The 17522-nt window shown below is 66.8% G+C and carries 11 protein-coding genes and 2 tRNA genes; 8 read left to right on the forward strand and 5 right to left on the reverse strand.

Features of this window, described 5'->3' with window-relative positions:
* The first annotated feature begins 55 nt into the window (after positions 1-55).
* Genes AU195_RS01420 through AU195_RS01430 form a run of 3 tightly spaced genes read left to right on the forward strand, consistent with a single transcriptional unit; the run spans position 56 to position 3661 of the window.
* The gene (locus AU195_RS01420) at positions 56-1564 is read left to right on the forward strand and encodes a sugar transferase (protein ID WP_059157247.1); all 1509 of its coding nucleotides are present in this window, start codon (positions 56-58) and stop codon (positions 1562-1564) included.
* A gap of 35 nt (positions 1565-1599) precedes the next feature.
* Positions 1600-2265 (forward strand): undecaprenyl diphosphate synthase family protein, encoded by a 666-nt coding sequence (locus AU195_RS01425; protein ID WP_286149082.1) that lies wholly within the window; start codon positions 1600-1602, stop codon positions 2263-2265.
* Positions 2266-2269: 4 nt separating this feature from the next.
* Entirely contained in the window at positions 2270-3661 is a 1392-nt protein-coding gene (locus AU195_RS01430; protein WP_059157249.1) for an NAD(P)/FAD-dependent oxidoreductase, read from the forward strand.
* Here the strand turns inward: AU195_RS01430 and AU195_RS01435 are convergent.
* From AU195_RS01435 to AU195_RS01455, 5 genes are all read right to left on the reverse strand, one after another.
* Complete coding sequence (locus AU195_RS01435; RefSeq protein WP_157530982.1) at positions 3634-6159, reverse strand: glycosyl hydrolase family 28-related protein; 2526 nt, start codon at positions 6157-6159, stop codon at positions 3634-3636. The genes AU195_RS01430 and AU195_RS01435 overlap by 28 nt on opposite strands.
* Before the next feature lie 299 nt (positions 6160-6458).
* The gene (locus tag AU195_RS01440; RefSeq protein WP_216636369.1) at positions 6459-9197 is read right to left on the reverse strand and encodes an Ig-like domain-containing protein; all 2739 of its coding nucleotides are present in this window, start codon (positions 9195-9197) and stop codon (positions 6459-6461) included.
* A 737-nt stretch (positions 9198-9934) separates the two neighbouring features.
* A complete protein-coding gene (locus AU195_RS01445) occupies positions 9935-10993 on the reverse strand; it encodes an AMIN-like domain-containing (lipo)protein (RefSeq protein WP_157530984.1) in 1059 nt (352 codons plus the stop codon).
* Between the two features lie 115 nt (positions 10994-11108).
* Positions 11109-12479 (reverse strand): cytochrome P450, encoded by a 1371-nt coding sequence (locus tag AU195_RS01450; protein ID WP_082702928.1) that lies wholly within the window; start codon positions 12477-12479, stop codon positions 11109-11111.
* A gap of 333 nt (positions 12480-12812) precedes the next feature.
* Positions 12813-12886: transfer RNA gene (locus tag AU195_RS01455), tRNA-Gly, on the reverse strand.
* Positions 12887-13025: 139 nt separating this feature from the next.
* On the opposite strand from AU195_RS01455, the gene AU195_RS01460 reads away from it, so the two are divergent.
* The 5 genes from AU195_RS01460 (at position 13026) to clpX (ending at position 17480) form a co-directional block, all read left to right on the forward strand.
* Positions 13026-13099: transfer RNA gene (locus AU195_RS01460), tRNA-Pro, on the forward strand.
* Between the two features lie 57 nt (positions 13100-13156).
* The gene (gene tig, locus AU195_RS01465) at positions 13157-14551 is read left to right on the forward strand and encodes a trigger factor (RefSeq protein ID WP_059157253.1); all 1395 of its coding nucleotides are present in this window, start codon (positions 13157-13159) and stop codon (positions 14549-14551) included.
* Positions 14552-14659: 108 nt separating this feature from the next.
* A complete protein-coding gene (locus AU195_RS01470; RefSeq protein ID WP_011560960.1) occupies positions 14660-15247 on the forward strand; it encodes an ATP-dependent Clp protease proteolytic subunit in 588 nt (195 codons plus the stop codon).
* Positions 15247-15894, forward strand: a complete 648-nt coding sequence (locus AU195_RS01475) for an ATP-dependent Clp protease proteolytic subunit (protein WP_059096011.1) — start codon at positions 15247-15249, stop codon at positions 15892-15894. The genes AU195_RS01470 and AU195_RS01475 overlap by 1 nt, the downstream gene beginning before the upstream one ends.
* Before the next feature lie 305 nt (positions 15895-16199).
* Positions 16200-17480, forward strand: a complete 1281-nt coding sequence (gene clpX / locus AU195_RS01480; RefSeq protein WP_059096012.1) for an ATP-dependent Clp protease ATP-binding subunit ClpX — start codon at positions 16200-16202, stop codon at positions 17478-17480.
* Positions 17481-17522 lie beyond the last annotated feature (42 nt).

The following is a 17522-nucleotide window of genomic DNA, read 5'->3' on the forward strand; positions in this document are numbered from 1 at the left end:
GCAAGGATCTGCCGGGGGGAGCGACGCATGGATTCATCCGCGGAGGCGGCGGGCGATGCCGCCCAGTAGTCAAGTCACGGTCCCGGTACAGCGGGCTGCCGCACTGTCGGTGCGCAGCCGCGTTCCGGCGGCGCCGCGCTTCATCGAGGGATTACGCAAGGAGTCCGGGTACATCGCGCTCACCATCGCTCTCGACATATGGGCGGCCTGTTGGGCCGTGGTGCTGGCGCACCTCTGGATCGGCGAGCTGTCGGACAACCGCCACGTCCTGCTGTACTCGTGGGCCTTCGTGCCGATCCTCGTCGTCGTGCTCGCGACGCGGTCGCTGTACAAGCGGAAGTTGAACCGCAGCTTCCTCGACGAGATCGAACCGGTGGAGACGGCGGTCGCGGTGTCGGCGCTCGCGACGCTGACGATCATCGTGCTGCGGGTGCCCGCCCTGCAGGAGGGTCAGCAGGTCATGGCCCACGTCCGCCCCAGCGACGTGATGATCCGGATCTGGTTGTGCGCGGCGATCCTGGTGCCCGTGGTCCGGCTGATGAGATCGGTCACGCAGCGCTATCTGCGGCGCAAGTACCGTTTCGGCGCGCCTGCCCTGATCGTCGGTTCCGGCCCGATCACCAACCAGATCATCACGCGGATGGCTCAGGTGCCCGACTACGGGCTGCGCCCGGTCGGCGTGCTCGACGACACGCGTCCCACTGATGCCGAGCTGGTCGACGTGCCCTACCTGGGCACCGTCGACAACTTCGAGAACGCCGTGCGCGCAACAGGAGCCGAAGACCTCATCATCGCGCCGTCCGCGGTTCCCGGCGATCAGCTGTCGCGCTGCGCGCAGCTGGCCCAGCGGCGGGGCATGCGGGTGCGCGTGGTGCCCCGGTTGATGGACGTCGTCAACGGCAACGCCCGCATCGAACACCTGGGCGGGGTTCCGCTGATGGTGCTCAGCCCGGTCGACACCAAGGGTTGGCAGTTCGCCTTCAAGTACGGCCTCGGCCGGACGATCGCCGCCCTGGGCGTGCTACTCATCTCGCCCCTGTTGGTCGGGCTCGCGATCGCGGTCAAGCTGAGCTCGCCGGGGCCGATCTTCTTCCGCCAACCCCGTGTCGGGCGCGACGGCGTCGTCTTCGACTGCCTGAAGTTCCGCAGCATGCGGCCCGCCCCGGCCGGCGCCACCTTCGAGCTGAAGGACGGGGCGGCGCCCGGAGGGGTGGAGGGTGACGACCGGCGCACCAAGATCGGCAAGTTCATGCGCAAGACGTCGCTGGACGAACTGCCCCAGCTGCTCAACGTCGTGAAGGGCGACATGACCCTGGTTGGTCCGCGTCCCGAGCGCCCGGAGTTCGTCGAGTTGTTCGAGATGCACGTGCGCCGCTACGGCGAGCGGCACCGGGTGAAGGCCGGCATCACGGGCTGGTCCCAGGTGCACGGCCTTCGGGGGCAGACCTCGATCGCCGATCGCGCCGAATTCGACAACTACTACATCGAGAACTGGTCGCTGCTGCTGGACTTCAAGATCTTGATCCTGACGGTTTTGGCGGTGCTCCGTCCAACTGAAGAATGAGTTATTCGCGAAGCAAATTCCGCTACACTCAATAAGTGCACTTATTGCCGCCGGGGGGGCCGGCGCACGTCGGATTGATTCCGGATGGATTGCGGCGTTGGGCCGACGCCAATGGCACCACCCTGACTGACGCATATCGACGCGGAGCGCACAAAGTCGTCGACATTCTCCTGGCCCTACAGGAACAAGGTGTACGAACCGTGTCCGTGTACAACCTGAGCCGCGCAAATCTGGCGCGACGCGACGACGAACTGGATGCTGTGTATTCGGCGTCGACGCATTTCCTCAGCACACTGATACCGGCGAACTTCGATCGCGCGATCTGTGGTGTGCGGATCCACGGCGATCTCGATTCGCTCCCACCCGAATACGTCGCCGCCGCCCGCGCGGTGGAGCACACGATGACCGGGGGGGAATTCCGGATCAACATCCTCGCCGCCTATGACGCGGGCGACGAACTGCGGGCCGCCCACCGGCGGGCTCAACAGGACGGCGGTGACATCGCCGCCGCGCTCGAGATCGGCGAGGTGGACCTGGTGATCCGCACGACGCCCGAGCCGTTGCTCAGCGGGTTCCTGCCGCTGCAGAGCCAGTACGCCCAGCTGCAGTTCCTGACCACGCCCCTCAACGATTTGCAGCGGCGCCACATCGACGAGTTGATCGCCGAGTACCGGCGGCTGCCGCAGCGGCGTGGACGTTAAGGCCATGGAGCACAGCAGGACTCCGCTGATCATCGGCGCCGGTCCCGCCGGGCTCACCGCTGCGCTCGAACTCGTCAACCGCGGGGTCACGCCGCGGGTCTACGAGGCGTCGGGAGACGTCGGCGGGCTGGCCCGCACCCCGCGTCGAGGTGACTGGCGCGTCGACCCCGGCGGGCACCGGTTCTTCACCAGAAGCGAAGCCGTCCTTAATGTCTGGAGGTCCCTGCTGCCCGCCGACCAGTGGGTAGCGGTCGCTCGACGCTCCGCGATGCTGGTGCAGGGTCAACGGGTGAGGTACCCGCTCATCGGCCGGGATCTCCTCACCCAGCTGGGCATCCGGAGCGGACTGCGCGGCGTCGGTGACCTGCTGCGGTCCAGGCTGAAACGGGTGGGGCGCCGCGGGTTCGGGTCCGAGAGCTTCGAAGACTGGGGGACACGCGAATTCGGTCGCCACTGGTACACCCTGTTCTTCGACGGCTACGTCCGCAAGACCTGGCTCGCCGATCCGGCCGACCTGACGAGTGACTGGGCGAACCAACGCATCCGGCCGATCCGCTGGCGCAGGGCAGGCGACTTCGCCGCGCGGGACGTCTTCCGGTATCCACGCCTCGGGCCCGGTCAGCTCTGGGAGGCCGCGGCGGCGGTGCTCGCCGACCGCGGAGTGGTCACGTCGCTGAACTCGCCCGTGGTCAAGGTGGGTCGCCGCGGCCGGACGTGGACCATCGAACTGCAGAACGGCGACACGGCCTCCGGTGACGCGGTGTTCTCCAGCATGCCGCTGCAATCACTCGTCGATGCCCTGGAACCCGCTGCGCCACAACATGTTCGGGCGGCTTCGGCGGCCCTGAAGCACCGGGCTCTGATCACGGTCGGCGTCGCCCTCCGCAATCGTGTCGACCTGCCCTACAACTGGATCTACACCCCGAGCGGACACATGCGGGTGGGTCGCATCCAGAACTACAGCCGGTGGTCTCCGGCGCTGGCTCCGGCGAACTGGGGCGGCACGTACCTCGGCCTGGAGTACTTCACCAACACCGACGGTGACCTCTGGCGGGCCGACGACGACGCCATGGCGGCGATCGTCGATAAGGATCTTCGTGCGCTCGGGGTCGGTGCCTGCGCGGTGGAGCATGTCATGGTGGTCCGTTCGCAATACGCCTACCCTGTCTACGATTCCGCCCGGGAGACGAGTGTGGCGCTGATCCGCGACTTCCTGCACCGGCACCACCCATCGCTTCGGCCGATCGGGCGCAACGGCATGCACCACTACGACAACCAGGACCACGCGATGCTGAGCGCGATGCAGAGCGTCGCCCGTTACTTCGGCGACGACGTCGACCCGTGGCAGGTGAACACGGACCTGCGCTATCAGGAGTCCGGACTGCTAAGCATGTGAGCGGCGGGGGCGGTATCGCCCCACGAAGCCGCTCGCCACAGCGGCGTCGCCTCACCCTGGTGCAGCCAGGTGGCGTTGATGTACCACTCGACCGGGCCGTACGGACCGCCCTGGATCACGATGTCCGAAGCGGTCGCGTCACGACCGCTGACGTAGGTGACGTTCTCGATGCGCACACCGTCACCGGCGATGTCCTGATCGGGGTTACCGCCCCCGAGTTCGACCGCCCACCAAGAGGATCCGATGTGGTCGTCGGTGGTGACCTCGATGTTCGCCACGTCGAGGTCGTCGACCTGCAGGAGTCGCACACCCCAGCCCGCACCGGTGCCTCGGCCGGGCAGGTAGGCCCCGATGGTGTCGAACGACGCACTTCTCACCCGGAAGAGTTCGACGCCCGCGCCGTGCGCGCCGTAGGAGGCGATGTCGCCGACCTCCAGACCGGCGATGTCCTGGATGAGGATCCGGCCCGGCCCCTCCAGGATCAGGCCGTCGATGGTGAGATTCGACGACGGCAGATCCGCGACGCCGTACTGACCACGGATCTGCGACGCGCCCAGCACGTTGATGTCACTGGCGTGGACCGACACCAGCCGCACATTGTCGATCACCGAGTCCCGAAGCGATGCGAGCAGTATCCCGCCGTTGCCGCCTCCGAGTGGTCCGACGTCGGCGTCGACCTCGGCGTAGATGTCGCGCAGCGTCAGGCCGGCGAATGCACTCGTGGTCGTCGACGGCGTTTCGACGGCGATGGACCAGTTGCGCGCGTTGTGGATGGTGACGTCGCTGATGCTCAGACCAGAGAAGTCCCACCACATGGACGCCTCGGTGCCGTCGATGTTGTTGGTGGCGAGGACGATTCCGGTCTGCACGCCGTCGATGGTGACGTGCGAGATGTCGATGTCGCGCGACGCGAGGCTCGTCCAGTCACCGGGGCCCGTGGCCTTCGCCGAGTTGACCTGCAGGCCGAACTCCTTGCCGCTCACGGTGACGTCGGTGATGGTGATGTCGTAGCCACCCTGCACGCGTACACCGCTGGCGGCCCCGCCGGTGACGGTGATGTTCGTGGCCACCGAGCCGCCGTTGTTCCACTCGCCGAGCCCGGGCTGATTGAACGGGCCGTCGCCGGGGCCGTATGTCCGCGGCAGGGTCGGGTCGTAATAGGTGACGAACGCCAGGCCGTCGTCGCCGGTGTCCTGAGCGGTCAGGCCGGTCACGGTGACCCGGCGGTTCGCGTTGAAGTGCAACCCGTCGGCCAGGGTGCCGATGGCGGTGAAGTTCGTGACCGTCACGTCCGAGGCGCCCATGAAGACCGCTCCGGTCTGCGGCGCGTTGATCACCGTGGCATTGACCAGCGAGACGTTCGACACCGTTCCGGTCGATCCGGTCCAGCCCGGCGGGGGAGCGGTGTCCGACGCCCACCCGAGGATCGAGAAGCCGTCACCGAAGCTGCGCGCCGACGGTCGGGTCTTCCACTCGATCGTCGCGTTGAGGACTGTCACGTTCGATGCCGAGCCCTCGACGCGGATGCCGTGGCTGGTGCCGTGCCCGTTGGCGTCGAGGTTGTCCATCAGCAACCGGGCGCCCGGGGCGAACTCCACGGTGACGTCGGACAGTCCCTTGAGCAGGACCGCGGCGTTGCCGGTGGGATTCTGTTGCGCGAACCGGTACGTGCCCTCGGGGAAGTACAGGCGCTGTCCCGACGTCAGCGCGGCCTCGGCGGCCTTGATGGCCGCCGAATCGTCGGTGATCCCGTCGCCGACCGCTCCGTAGTCCTTGACGTTGACGGTCGTGACCGGTGTGGACGTCGACGATGTCGACGTCGACGTGGTCTGCCGGACGGCCGTCGTCGTGGTGGGCGTCGCGCCGAAGAACTGGCGGCGCGCCCACGCCAGCACCGCCCACATGGCGGGGGATTCCACCGGGGCGGGGGCGCCGCCGAACCCGAAAGCACTCGCCAGCGCGGTGACGATGCCTTGCCGCGCCGCGGGTTCCTCAGTGGGTGCGAGGGCAGGCGGGGGTGCGGCGACCTCGGGTTCAGGGTCAAGCTGTGGCTCCGACAGCTGCGCAGGACGTTCGGCCGCGGGCTCCTCGACGACGGGTGCCGGGTCGTCCTCGTCGACGACCTCGGCGGGGAAATCGACGACGACCTCGTCGTCGGTGGGTTCCTCGTCAGCGGGTTCGGGCTCATCCTCATGTGAGCCGCCGCGGATTGGTTCCTCGTCGGCATCATCGGCGGCGAGTTCTTCGTCGAGACCGTCGTCGAGCGATCCGTCGTCCGGGGTGTCGTCCTGGGTGTCGACTTCTTCGTCGGCCTCGTCGATCTCGTCGACCTCGTCGGTCAGCTCCGCCGGTTGCGTGTCTCCGGGTGCGTCGGCGGATACGTCCGCCCCCGGTGAATCGGGCGCGGGCTCATCCGCCGCCGCCACCCCCGGCGAGAGGAACAGCCCGATGCCGACCGCCAACGCCGCACCGTGCATCCAGCATGCCTGAATACCCACCGTGGCGCCCCCCGCGATTTGTCACCCGCGTCAAACCGGATTTCACCAGGGTATATGCGTCGCACAAAATTTGAAATAGCAAGTGTCTTCGAGTGGGGTGGTTCGGGCGCGACGGTGTCGAAGATGGCGGCAGCGTCACCCCCGGGGGCTCACCACCTGCCCGCGCACGTGGTGCCGCTGCACGGTGAGAACGGAAGCGGCCCACTCTGCCAACGGGCGCTGGACGACTTAGGTCCGCCATCGCGTCGAGCGGCCCTGGGACTTGCCGAAGGAGCGCGGTGTCGGATCGCTGAGCTGCTCTACAGAACGTCTGGGTCAACCGGGACGATGCGCACCGCAGTGACGGTCCCGTCTGCATAGTTGCTGATGTAGAGGTTCTTTCCGTCCGGGCTGATGCCGACGATGCTGGGATCCAGACCCGGCTGAGCCGGATCGCCATACGGGATGGTTTCGAGCACTTCGTTGGCAACGGTGTCGATCACGACGATGTTGCCGTCGCCGGCGGCGACGACATATGCGAGGCTGCCGTCGGGGCTCAGGGCAACGGTGAGTGCCCCAGTCCCGACTGGGATGCCGTCCGGCTCAGGCGTGCTCGGGTCGACGTCGACCAGAACCGGGGTGCCGCTGGCGAGGTCGACGATCATCAGAGAGCTCGGCGCGGGGGGCTTCGACGAGTCGTTCGGGTCGAAGCCGTACTGAACCGGGACATACAGCCGCTTGCCGTCGGTGGCCAGGATGCCCGGGTACCCTTCGCCCAGCGGCAACGGTTGGCCGACCACCGTGTTCGTCACCGGGTCGATGGCAATGATGTCTCCGGTTATCACGGTGCCAACTGGCTCGCCCTGTCCGTCGAGCACATAACTTGTGCGTACCCGGTCCAGGTACAGGATTCCGTCTTCGCCGAAGCCGCCGCTGAACGCGCTGTAGTAGTCGGGATATGGACCGCTTGGAGTCGGTCCAACCGGGATACCCTGCACAAACTCGGCGGCGGGATCCAGGTCGATCACCTGGTTGTAGGTTGGGCTGTTCGGATCGATGTCGACGACGTAGACCTCGCCCCCATAAGTGGTCACGTACAACGTTTTCCCATCGGGACTGACGATCGGTGCCCAGCCGTTGCCCGGCACATCGATCGTGGCCTCGAGCGAGTTGTCAGTGGTGTTGATGACCTCTACGCCGCGACCGATGGTCGCTGCGTACAGGCGATCGCCGCTCACCGCACCGAAGGTCGCTAACCCGCCCTGTCGGATGGGATCGATAATTTCCGGCGTACTCGGGTCCATGTCGAGCACGCGGTTGTACGTGGCAGGGTCGGCAGGATCAGCACCGATCACCATTACCGAGCCATCCGAGAAGCTCAACACGTATGCATACTTGTCGGTGACGATGACGCCGGCCGGGTTGGGCCGGACGGGAATCGCCGCTTCGTCGACCTGCAGCGCCGCGCCCGGCGGTGCCCCCAGCGGCACCGAGATGTTCTCGCCGGCAGGTTCTTCGGCGGCTGCCAACGCGGTCGGGCCGACCGCCCGCAGGGCGAATGTCTGCACCGGTTGCTGCTGCACAGGCTGCGCCGGTGTTGCCGTGAGGTTGAGGGTGTAGTCGGTCGGTAGTCCGAGGGCTTGGCGGAGCTCCGCGGCTTGGGTGGGCTTGATCTCGGCGGTCCACTGACCGGTATCCGGGTCGAAATGTTCGGTGCCCGGAACCACCTGCCAGTAGCCAGACCGGGTATCGGCGATGACCGACTCGTATGTGTTCGGTGTGAACTTCAGTTCGGTGGTGTAGGTTCCGCTGCCCGTCGGTGTGGGTTGCTCGACCACCAGCGGTCCATCAGCGGGTGCGACCGAGACGTTCACCGTGACCGTATCGGTGTGCCCGCCATCGGGTGCGAACAGACCCGAAAGACCGTGCAGATGAGGGCCGTCGTTCGCGTCGCTGACCGTGATGGTGAAGGTGTCGGTGAAGTCGGGTGTTCCGTTCCAGCCGGTGGGCGGTGTGTACGTCCAACTGCCCTGCTCGTCGACCTCGACGGTGCCGCCGTTGACGCCGTCGCTGGCCGTGTAGCTGAACGTGTCGCTGTCCTCGTCCGTGACGATCACAGCGCCGGTGACAACGGGCTCGCCCGTCTGGACGTCGATGCCTTGACTGGTCGTCCCGTCCCACGACACGGTCGGCTTGTCGTTGAGCAGCTGTTGCTCGAACTGACGACGCACCCACGCCAGTACTCCCCACAACACCGGCGAGTCTGCGGGCGCAGCAGGAGTCGTCGCCAAGAACGGGGCCAGTGCCGTCGACAACACCTTTCTCAGCAGGCTCACCGGCGCCGGCGTGAATGTCGAAACCGGTTCAGCCGCAGGCAAATTGACGGACTGCCGCTGTGAGAGCGCAGCCCGTGCGGTGCTCAGGTCATCGGAAACAACGGACTGGCCCCCCATCAGGGAACCGGTCGCCAGCCGTGGCGCCGCATCGTCGCCGGGGGTCGGCTTGGGTGGGGCTTCGGCACTGTCGGCGATATCGGCGACATCGGTGACCACATCGTGAAGTCGGGTCTGCGCTTTGTCGCCGGGGGTCCGCTTCGGCGCGGCCTTGGCGACGTCTGCGATATCACCGAGATCGGTGACCAGTTCGTGAAGCCGGGTCTGCACGGCTGCCACCGGATGGCGAACGCCACCGGGTGTGGTCGTCGGCGCTGGTAACCACTCCGAGACCGGCTCGGGTTCTGAAGCTGACAGGCTTTCGGGATTCGTGTCCGCCGACGTCGCGCCGCCGGGCTTGGCCGCCATCCGCCACGGCCTCAGCGCCTCGTCCGAACTGTGCAGCGACACCCGCGGGCCCACCACATCGGCGATCGTGGCCCGCAATCGTTGGCGCGGCGTCAGCCGATCGGGAGTTTCGGTGGTCGAGGTCTCATCCGATGTGTTGTCCACATCGCTGTCTTGTTCGGACGGTGGCTTGGCGCCGTCGTTACCGGTCCCGGCGCCACCATCCTGCGTTGCGCCGGATTCCGGACCTGCCCACGCCACTCCGGGAGTTGTCGCCACCGCAGCACCTACACCCAGTGCCACGGCCAACGCTCCCACCCGACCGATGTACTTCGCGTAGCGGGCCGTAGCCGCAGCCGTAGAAGTGGTCGCGCCCACCTGCCGCATCGATGTATTTGCTGCGCACATCGCCATGCCCCCCATTGATCCATCTACAAGATCATTAAGCGTGAATCAGCAAAATCTTAACTTTGCTGGTTACAGCGGATCGTACGCCTTTCCGTTCGGGTGGCAAGGGTTTCAACGTTCGCCCCTTCGATGATGTTCATCGCGCAAACAATTGGCTGCGCCAGTGGAGATGACATCCCGAAGGTTCTGTCGTCGCGACGACGAGACGAACCGCGTTCGGCGACCTCCAATCGGTGCTTTGCGGGGGTGTAAGGGCGAGCTGGCGATGACTGGCGTCACCGAGAAGGGCATTGCAGATGTTGTGCTGCAGCGCAATCAAGGCGGCCACGCGTCGGCCTCGCCCAGGAACGGCGCGACGGCGCAACCCGCCGCCACCACCCTTTGCGAGGAACCGCCCGATGTCGACCACCATCGCCGCACCGCTCATGCGGCATGCCTGAATACCCACCGCGACGCCCCCCGAAATTTGTCACCGCGTCAAGGTGGACCTTCACCAGGGTGTATGCGTCACAGGAAATCTGACATCACCGGTTCCGGGGGCCCGGGCGGTGCTGCCCAGGGTGCTTGACGGGCGACGCGGGGGGCTCGAACCCGGGAAGCCGGCCGCGCTATTGGACGAAGTCGATGACGAGGCGGGGCGGCCCGTTGAACACGAGGACGCTGAACGGGACTTCAGAACGAAGTCCCACGACCCAGGAGAGGACGGACTCGAAGTCGCCGGCCGCCTTGGCTTCGGTGACGACTGCGGTGTCGGCGGTGACGGTCGACGGCCCGAAGTAGGTTCGCTCGCCCTCGACGCCCGCTCCATTGCCCGTCGCTCCGCTGAGCACGACCCGTACAGCGGCATTCGCCTCGGGTAGCGGGATGTCTGCGCCCGACGGATCGGCGTATGCCGGCAGCGGACGGTAGCCGATCGTGTAACTGGGCACTCCGTCGGCGAATTCGAAAACCAGTCGGTCGTATCCGTCGTTGCGGGCCAGCCGCACCGCGACCAGATGCCCGCTGGCGCCGTCGGGCCGGTCGCCGTGCGCGTCGGAGATGGACGGCATGCGTAGCGGTGGCGGGCTGCTGGTCGGACTCGGGACGGACGTACTTCGTGGCGACGGCGACGGCGGTGTTGTTCCCGCACCGCTTGCAGCAGGTGGTGGGGCGCCCGCTGGGGCTGACGAGCATCGGGGGTCGAACTTCGGTCCCACATCTTTCACCGCAGTGGCGTAGGCGACGACCCCCTCCAACGTGTAGGGCCCGCGTGCGTCGGCGATGGAGTTGGTCTGAAAGGTTCTGCGCTGTCCGGTCTGTACGCAGTCCACGAGTACGTCAGACACCACGGTCCCCCTCGATGTCGTCACGAACGCGACGACCACCACGTTGAGCGGACCGTCCTTGTCAAGCGTCAGCCGTCCGGTCACGGAGGGGCCGAAGAGGCCATCGTCCGAAAGAAGGGTGGTGTCCGTCACGGTCACCATCGGCGGATTGACGGTGTCCCACTCGAACCAATCCCCGAGGATCGTGAGTTCCACCGAGGCGACGGTCTTTCCGTCCGGCACGCCGAGGATGTCCAGACCGTATTCGCCGCCGGGCGGTAGTTGGTAGATCGTGTTGACCGGCGCGCCCGGAATGCCGCCCTGCCCTTCGGTCGCGATCACCGCGCCCGCCTGGTCGATCATCGCGAGTTCGAACGGGGAACGAACCAATCCGACATCGGGATTCGGGTTGCGGAGTCGAACGCTCAGTGAAGTGCCGACCTGGGTGAAGCTGACCGACACCGGGTGCGCAGGCGCTTTAGTCGCAGCGGTCGGCGTGCTGAAGATGTCGGGAACTCGTAAGCCGCAGCCCGCGAGGAGAATCGCGAGCGCTACGAAGGCAGCAACGTTCCGACGGTGCATGACACGGGAGCTTAGTCCTGCGTGTGGCTTCGAACCGTGCGCTTCCCGGACGCGGTGGGAGTCCGCTGGCAAATCGCGTGCCTGCCGGCGCCTGCCGGCGCCTGCCGGCGCCTGTCGGCGCCTGTCGCTCGATGAGGCGGGTACTGCGCAGCCCGGATGACGACAGTATCGACGGGCTCCGCTCGGGGTCGAACGCGTCCGGATCGCGGTAGGTCTGTGGGTCGCGGTTGATCGCGTCGAGCAACAGCACGATGCGCGTCCCGGCCGCCAGCGTGTAGTCGCCGAGCCGGTACTTCTCCGCGGTCATCCGGCCCGTGATCGGTGCAGGCGGATGTAGCCTCAGCGTTTCGTTGATCACCGCCTCGGTGTACTCGGTGCGTCCGGTGCCGATCTCGGCGCGCACCCGGTCCTGCACATCGGGGTGGTGCGCCAGCAGGTCCACCAGCCACGCCAGGGTAGTGGCCGTCGTCTCGTGCCCGGCGAGCATCAAGGTGATGGCGTCGTCACGAATCTCCTTGTCGGACAGCTGGCCGCCGTCTTCGGAGCGTGCGTCGACGAGCATGCTCAGCACGTCGGTGGCATGGCCCCGGTCCGTGGCTGTGCGCCGACGCGCGATGAGCGGCAGCACGACCTCGTCGATTCTGCGGTTGAGGTTGGCCAGCGTGCCCCAGGAGCGCAGCGCCCCGAGCCTGCGCGCCGCGTAGCGGATCGGTGTCTCGGGCGACAGCGCCAAGTCGAGCAGCTCGGCGAACGGGCTGCCCAGCCGCTGGATCTCGGCGGCTTCGTGTGCCCCGAAGATCACCTGCACGATCACCTCGAGCGTCAGCTCGCGACCCGCTTCGAGCGTGCGGACGGGTGACTCCGAGGCCCACGACGTCATCGCGGCGCGGGTTGCCGTCTCGATTGTCGGCACGTAGCCGCGCAGTGTGTCGCCGTGCAGCGGCGGGGTGAGCAGCTTGCGCCGCCGCAGGTGCTCGGGCTCGTCCAGCACGAACATCGAGCGCCGGCCGTAGATCGCGGCGGCCGGACCCACGCCCTCGCCGCCGAGCAACACGTCGGGACTGGCGGTGAAGACCTGCTTGGCCAATGTCGGGTCGGCGACCGCGACGACGCGGCCATATCCGAGGACGGGTAGCGCGACGACCGGCCCGACCCTCTGCACCAACCGGCGCACCAGCGGCTGACCCCCGATGCCGTAGGCCGCGGCGTAGAGGCCACCGAACAGCGGCGACACGAGCGGCGGAGACGGCAGACTCGGCGGAGGCATGTCCGCCACCATGGCACGCCCGGACGGGGAAGTTGGGTCGGTTCGGCGCAGACGTGCGCAGAACAGATGCGCATGGCCCAGCGGCCACCGAATGTCAGGGAGCTTCGGGGTCCGTCGACATTCCTCCCACAAGCTTGGTGCGAACCGCTGAATCGATGCCGTCATGTGCCGAGCGCAGGGTGGGTAAGCGCGGTTCCCGACGCGACACGCAGCAAACGAAGTGGCACGCGGTGTCGCGGGCCGCGAAACGGCGCGGAAGGGCATGTCGACGTGACGATTGGAGCCGCCGAAAGCTCGGCTGGACAGTGGAAACGCCCCTAACAGGGGCGTTCGTGGAGCGGGCGACGGGAATCGAACCCGCGTAGCTAGTTTGGAAGACTAGGGCTCTACCATTGAGCTACGCCCGCACGTTGCGTGCAGGATCGTACCGGCGCGCACCGGATCAAATCCAATTGGCTGCCTCGCGCGTCGGTGCTCGGTGCACAAGCCGTAGTATCTCGCGTGGTCAGCGCCGCGCATCCACGCACGGTGCGGACCGTGACGGCGCGGGGTGTAGCGCAGCTTGGTAGCGCATCCGCTTTGGGAGCGGAAGGCCGCAGGTTCAAATCCTGTCACCCCGACAAACCCACCGATACGACCCGCATCGATGAAGTACCCAGACATGAGGAGAGACCGCAGTGAAGAGCACCGTCGAGAAGTTGAGCCCCACCCGGGTGCGCATCAACGTGGAGGTGCCCTTCACAGAACTCGAGCCGGACTTCGACCGGGCGTTCAAGGAGCTCGCCAAGCAGGTGCGGCTCCCCGGCTTCCGGCCCGGTAAGGCGCCGCGCAAGCTGCTCGAGGCCCGCGTCGGCCGCGAGGCCATGCTCGACCAGGTCGTCGGCGAGGCCGTGCCCGGCCGCTACACCGAGGCCGTGACGAGCTCGGACGTGCAGCCGCTGGGGCAGCCCGAGATCGAGATCACCAAGAAGGAGTACGGCGAGGACCTCGTGTTCACCGCCGAGGTCGACGTCCGTCCCGAGATCACGCTGCCGGACCTGTCCGCGCTGGAGATCACCGTCGACCCGATCGAGATCACCGACGAGGAGGTCGACGCCGAACTGCAGTCGCTGCGTGCCCGCTTCGGCACGCTGACCGGCGTCGAGCGTCCCGCCCAGGACGGCGACTTCGTCTCCATCGACCTGTCGGCCACCGTCGACGGGCAGGACGTCCCGGAGGCCAAGACCGAGGGGCTGTCCCACGAGGTCGGCTCCGGCCAGCTGATCGAGGGCCTCGACGACGCGATCGTCGGCCTGTCGGAGGGGGAGAGCAAGGAGTTCACCACCACGCTGGCCGCCGGTGAGCACGCCGGTAAGGAAGCCGTCGTCACCGTCACGGTCAAGTCCATCAAGGAACGCGAACTGCCCGAGCCGGACGACGAGTTCGCCCAGCTCGCCAGCGAATTCGACACCATCGACGAGCTCAAGGAGAGCCTGACCGAGCAGGTCCGGCGGGTGAAGCGCGTCCAGCAGGCCGAGCAGATCCGCGACAAGGCGCTGGAACTGCTGCTCGAGCAGACCGAGGTCCCGCTGCCGGAGAAGATCGTCCAGGCCCAGATCGACGACACGGTGCACAACGCGATCCACGGCCTCGACCACGACGAGGATCGCTTCGCCGAGCAGCTGGCCGAACAGGGCAGCAGCCGCGAGGAGTTCGACGCCAACACCCGCACCGAGGCCGAGAAGGCCGTCAAGACCCAGCTCCTGATGGACGCGCTCGCCGATCAGCTCGAGGTGCAGGTCGGCCAGGGCGACCTGACCGAGCGGCTGGTGCTGATGTCGCGGCAGTACGGCCTCGAGCCGCAGCAGTTGCTGCAGATCCTGCAGCAGAACAACCAGCTGCCCGCCATGTTCGCCGACGTGCGTCGCGGCCTGACCATCGCGGCCGTCGTCCACGGCGCCACGGTCAAGGACACCAACGGCAACGACGTCGACACCGGCGAATTCTTCGGACCCGCGGGCGGTGCGGAAGCCGAGGCCGGAGACGCCGAGGCCGCCGACGACGACAACGAGGATCAAGCCGCCGACGAGTGACGCTGTGAGCGAACGCGCGCCTTCTAGGGAGTGCACGCTCACCCAGGTTGGTTAGTGTCGGTAGCGACCCAAGACGTAAGAGAAAGCAGGTATCCAGTCGTGACTGTTATGCGTGGCGGGGCGCCGGGCCTCACGCTCCAGGACTCGGTCTACGAGCGTCTGCTCGCCGAGCGCATCATCTTCCTCGGCTCACAGGTGGACGACGACATCGCCAACCGCCTGTGCGCGCAGATCCTGCTGCTCTCGGCGGAGGACCCGACCAAGGACATCCACCTCTACATCAACTCGCCCGGCGGCTCGATCAGCGCCGGTATGGCCATCTACGACACGATGGTGCTGGCGCCGTGCGACGTCGCGACCTACGCGATGGGGATGGCCGCGTCCATGGGTGAGTTCCTGCTCGCCGCGGGCACCAAGGGCAAGCGGTACGCCCTGCCCCACGCCCGGATCCTGATGCACCAGCCGCTCGGCGGCATCACCGGTGGCGCGGCCGACATCGCGATCCAGGCCGAGCAGTTCGCGGCGATCAAGAAGGAGATGTTCCGCCTCAACGCCGAGTTCACGGGGCAGACCATCGAACGCATCGAGGCCGACTCGGACCGCGACCGCTGGTTCACCGCGCAGGAAGCTCTCGAGTACGGATTCGTCGACCACATCATCACCAGCGCCAGCATCAACGACGGAGTGGCCCCCTAATGAGCAATCAGACCGACCCGCGCCTCCAGCCCCAGGCGCGCTACATCCTGCCGTCGTTCATCGAGCACTCCAGCTTCGGCGTCAAGGAATCCAACCCCTACAACAAGCTGTTCGAGGAACGCATCATCTTCCTCGGCGTGCAGGTCGACGACGCGTCGGCGAACGACATCATGGCCCAGCTGCTGGTGCTCGAGTCGCTCGATCCGGACCGCGACATCACCATGTACATCAACTCGCCGGGCGGCTCCTTCACGAGCCTCATGGCGATCTACGACACCATGCAGTACGTCCGCGCCGACATCCAGACGGTCTGCCTGGGCCAGGCCGCGTCGGCCGCCGCCGTGCTGTTGGCCGCGGGCACGCCCGGTAAGCGGCTCGCGCTGCCGAACGCCCGCATCCTCATCCATCAGCCCGCGCTGTCCGGCGTGATCCAGGGCCAGTTCTCCGATCTGGAGATCCAGGCCAAGGAGATCGAGCGGATGCGCACGCTGATGGAGGTCACCTTGGCGCGGCACACCGGCAAAGACGCCGAGACCATCCGCAAGGACACCGATCGCGACAAGATCCTGACCGCCGACGAGGCCAAGGATTACGGGATCATCGACACGGTTCTCGAATACCGGAAGCTGTCCGCGCAGACGTCCTGATCAGCCTCGGGACCGTCGCTTCGGCCCGGGGTCGACAACGCCGCGCGCGGTATTGTTGGCCTCAGCCGTTCGCTCCGGTCACGGTGACGACACGCCAGGGACACGGCGGCGCGTGGCACGCGGCAACCGGACGTGCGAGGCGTTATGTTGGCGCGACAGCTGAATACCACCAGCGCGATTCGGCACTATCGGTCGCACCGCGCGGGAGTTAACGGGTAGCGTCGGGAAGAGGGCCCCACCACAGGTCCTGTCAACGACCCGAACCGGCCCACCGACGTCGAACAGGAAAGTAGGACCCCACCACCATGGCGCGCATTGGAGACGGCGGTGACCTGCTGAAGTGCTCGTTCTGCGGGAAGAGTCAGAAGCAGGTCAAGAAACTCATCGCCGGCCCCGGCGTGTACATCTGTGACGAGTGCATCGATCTCTGCAACGAGATCATCGAAGAGGAACTGGCCGACGCCGACGAGGTGAAACTCGACGAGCTGCCCAAGCCCGCGGAGATCCGCGAATTCCTCGAGAGCTACGTCATCGGACAGGACACCGCCAAGCGCACCCTGGCCGTCGCCGTCTACAACCACTACAAGCGCATCCAGGCCGGCGAGAAGAGCCGCGATTCGCGCTCCGAACCGGTCGAGCTGACGAAGTCCAACATCCTGATGCTGGGCCCCACCGGCTGTGGGAAGACCTACCTCGCGCAGACGCTGGCCAAGATGCTCAACGTGCCGTTCGCGATCGCCGACGCCACCGCCCTCACCGAGGCCGGCTACGTCGGTGAGGACGTCGAGAACATCCTGCTCAAGCTGATCCAGGCCGCCGACTACGACGTCAAGCGCGCCGAGACCGGCATCATCTACATCGACGAGGTCGACAAGATCGCCCGCAAGAGCGAGAACCCCTCGATCACGCGCGACGTCTCCGGCGAGGGCGTGCAGCAGGCGCTGCTCAAGATCCTCGAGGGCACGCAGGCGTCGGTGCCTCCGCAGGGCGGCCGCAAGCACCCGCACCAGGAGTTCATCCAGATCGACACCACCAACGTGCTGTTCATCGTCGCGGGTGCGTTCGCCGGGCTGGAGAAGATCGTCTCCGACCGCGTCGGCAAGCGCGGCCTGGGCTTCGGCGCGGAGGTCCGCTCGAAGGCCGAGATCGACACCCAGGACCACTTCGCCGAGGTCATGCCCGAGGATCTGATCAAGTTCGGTCTGATCCCCGAGTTCATCGGCCGGTTGCCGGTCGTGGCGTCGGTGACGAACCTCGACAAGGACTCGCTGGTCAAGATCCTGTCGGAGCCGAAGAACGCGCTGGTCAAGCAGTACACCCGGCTGTTCGAGATGGACGGCGTCGAACTGGAGTTCAGCGGTGACGCGTTGGACGCCATCGCCGATCAGGCCATCCACCGCGGCACCGGCGCCCGAGGGCTGCGCGCCATCATGGAGGAAGTGCTGCTGCCGGTGATGTACGACATCCCGAGCCGCGACGACGTCGCGAAGGTCGTCGTCACCAAGGAGACCGTGCAGGACAACGTGCTGCCGACGATCGTGCCGCGCAAGCCGCAACGCAGCGAGCGTCGCGACAAGAGCGCCTAGCCCTCTCCCCGAAGACTGCACTGAGGGTCGTGAACCGCGAAG

It is taken from the genome of Mycobacterium sp. IS-1496, assembly GCF_001499995.1.
In the GTDB taxonomy this organism is placed as follows: domain Bacteria; phylum Actinomycetota; class Actinomycetes; order Mycobacteriales; family Mycobacteriaceae; genus Mycobacterium.

Bases quoted from the DNA above. Each gene is read 5' to 3' on its own strand.
- AU195_RS01430 (WP_059157249.1), top strand. From the start codon at position 2,270: ATGGAGCACAGCAGGACTCCGCTGATCATCGGCGCCGGTCCCGCCGGG.
- AU195_RS01475 (WP_059096011.1), top strand. From the start codon at position 15,247: ATGAGCAATCAGACCGACCCGCGCCTCCAGCCCCAGGCGCGCTACATC.
- AU195_RS01445 (WP_157530984.1), bottom strand. From the start codon at position 10,993: ATGATCGACCAGGCGGGCGCGGTGATCGCGACCGAAGGGCAGGGCGGC.
- AU195_RS01470 (WP_011560960.1), top strand. From the start codon at position 14,660: ATGCGTGGCGGGGCGCCGGGCCTCACGCTCCAGGACTCGGTCTACGAG.
- clpX (WP_059096012.1), top strand. From the start codon at position 16,200: ATGGCGCGCATTGGAGACGGCGGTGACCTGCTGAAGTGCTCGTTCTGC.
- AU195_RS01420 (WP_059157247.1), top strand. From the start codon at position 56: ATGCCGCCCAGTAGTCAAGTCACGGTCCCGGTACAGCGGGCTGCCGCA.
- AU195_RS01450 (WP_082702928.1), bottom strand. From the start codon at position 12,479: ATGCCTCCGCCGAGTCTGCCGTCTCCGCCGCTCGTGTCGCCGCTGTTC.